Here is a 2,454-nt window from a genome sequence, read left to right on the forward strand (position 1 = left end):
GGGCGCCGCCGGTGGTCGCCGGGCGGCGCCGCCTCTGCGTTGGCGTTACCCGTCCGGGGGCCGTTGACGCGGCGGGTGGACGGGCGTTGGGCATTCTTGGTGCGCGCGCGGCCACGCTCCGCGACATCGAGGCGGTCGGGGACCGCACACGGCGGTCCGTGCGGAGCGGCGCGGTGCGGGTGGTCGGCTGCGGGTGGTCGGGTGGCCGGCCGGGTGCGGACGGCGCCGCCGGCCGGGTCCCGTCCGCCCGGTGGCCGAGCGTACGGCGCGGGGGCGGCTGCGGGCAGGCCCCGGACCGGGGAATGGCCGCGGACCCGCCGAAGATTGGCCGAGCCCGCACCCCTGGCCGGACCGGGAGCGGCCCGGTGGGCCGAGCGGGCCGGTACGCGTCCGGGGCCCGGCGCGCCCCGGTCACGGCGGGGCGGGCCGGGGCCCGGTTCGGTGGGGTGCGGACGGAGAGGTCAGCCGGTGGCGCGCTTGTACTTGCGCACCGCCAGCGTGCGGAAGAGCGCGATGATCAGGACGCAGAAGATGACGGTGGCCAGCACCGGGTTCTGCATCGGCCAGGCATCGGGCGCCTGGTAGCCCTCCGGCAGGTTGCCGAAGAGCTCGCGCACGGCGAGGACCGTAGCCGAGAAGGGGTTCCACTCGGCGACCGGCTGCAACCAGCCCGGCATGTTCTCCGAGGGGACGAACGCCACCGAGATGAAGGTGAGCGGGAACAGCCAGATCAGCCCGCCGGAGGTCGCCGCCTCCGGGGAGCGCACCGACAGCCCGATGAGGGCGCCGATCCAGGTGAAGGAGTAGCCCAGCAGGAGCAGCAGCACGAACGCGGCGAACGCCTTGACGACCCCGTCGTGGAACCGCCACCCGACGAGGAAGGCGACGATCGCGAGGACGACCAGCGTCAGCGCGGTCTGGGCGAGGTCGGCGAAGGTCCGGCCGGTGAGGACGGCGCCGCGGGCCATGGGCAGCGACCGGAACCGGTCGATGATGCCCTTCTGCATGTCCTCGGCGATGCCGGCGCTGGCGCCCGCGGTGGCGAAGGTGACGGTCTGGGCGAAGATGCCGCCCATCAGCCACTCACGGTAGGAGGCGGCGTCCAGTCCCGCGCCGGGGATGTTGATGGAGCCGCCGAAGACGTAGCTGAACAGCACCACGAACATGATGGGCTGCACGAGTCCGAAGACGACGACCTCGGGGATGCGCATCATGCGCAGCAGGTTGCGCCGCGCGACGACGAAGGAGTCCCGGACGGCCTGGCCCACGCCGATGGAGAGGTCGCCCCCGGTACGAGGGGCGGGCTGCGGCGGCGGGGTCTGCTCGGTGGTGGTGGTCACTTGCCTGCCTCCTTGTCGGCACGGCCGTCGGCACGGGCGTCGGCACTCGCGGGCCCCGCGGCCCCGGCATCCGCACCCGGGGTGTCGGCCGTCTGCTCCGCCGCGGTCTCGCGGGCCAGCGGCGCGTCCTCGGCGCTGTGGCCGGTGAGCGAGATGAAGACGTCGTCCAGGGTGGGCCGCCGCAGGCCGATGTCGTTGATCTCGATCCCCTCGGAGTCGAGTTCGCGGATGACCTCGGCGAGCACCCGGGCGCCGCCCTCGACCGGGACGGTGAGCCGGCGGGTGTGGTCGTCGACGGTGACCTCGCCCTGGCCGAGCCGCGCCAGCACGGCGCGGGCCGCCGGCAGCCGGTCGCGGTCCTGCACGACGACCTCGACGACGTCGCCGCCGGTGGCGTCCTTGAGCTCGTCGGAGGTGCCGCGGGCGATGATGCGGCCGAGGTCGACCACGGCGATGCTGTGCGCGAGGTGGTCGGCCTCCTCCAGGTACTGCGTGGTCAGCAGCAGCGTGGTGCCGCCGGCGACGAGGTCCTGGATGACGTCCCACAGCGCCTGGCGGTTGCGGGGGTCGAGCCCGGTGGTCGGCTCGTCCATGAACATCACCGGCGGCCGCACCACGAGGGCGGCGGCGAGGTCCAGGCGGCGGCGCATGCCGCCCGAGTAGGTCTTGGCGGTGCGGTCGGCGGCCTCGGCGAGGTTGAAGCGCTCCAGCAGTTCACCGGCCCGCTTCTTCGCGTCCCGCGCCGACAGCTGGTAGAGCTGGCCGACCATCTGGAGGTTCTCCCGGCCGGTCAGGTACTCGTCCACGGCCGCGAACTGCCCGGAGAGGCCGATGGAGGCGCGCACCCGGTTGGGGTGGCGCAGCACGTCGATGCCCGCCACCTCCGCGCGCCCGCTGTCGGGCTGGATGAGTGTGGTCAGCACGCGCACCGCGGTGGTCTTGCCGGCGCCGTTCGGCCCGAGCAGGCCCAGGACGGTGCCCTCCGGGACGTCGATGTCGACGCCGTCCAGTGCCCTGACGTCGCCGAAGGTCTTCACCAGACCTTCCGCGTAGATGGCCCCTGGCATGGTCTCTCCCCATCTGGGTCTCGTCCGGCCCCCGCCCGGGGGCCGGA

Annotated in this window: 2 protein-coding genes; both read right to left on the reverse strand. The window is 74.0% G+C overall.

Features of this window, described 5'->3' with window-relative positions; all coding sequences use genetic code 11:
• Positions 1-461: 461 nt before the first annotated feature.
• Positions 462-1,340 carry an ABC transporter permease gene (locus tag HCN52_RS23720; RefSeq protein WP_168090469.1) on the reverse strand — a complete coding sequence of 293 codons (879 nt, stop codon included), beginning with the start codon at positions 1,338-1,340 and terminating at the stop codon, positions 462-464.
• A complete protein-coding gene (locus HCN52_RS23725) occupies positions 1,337-2,407 on the reverse strand; it encodes an ATP-binding cassette domain-containing protein (protein WP_168090470.1) in 1,071 nt (356 codons plus the stop codon). The genes HCN52_RS23720 and HCN52_RS23725 overlap by 4 nt, the downstream gene beginning before the upstream one ends.
• Between the last annotated feature and the right edge of the window lie 47 nt (positions 2,408-2,454).

The organism is Streptomyces bohaiensis (assembly GCF_012033785.1).
Lineage (GTDB): Bacteria > Actinomycetota > Actinomycetes > Streptomycetales > Streptomycetaceae > Streptomyces > Streptomyces bohaiensis.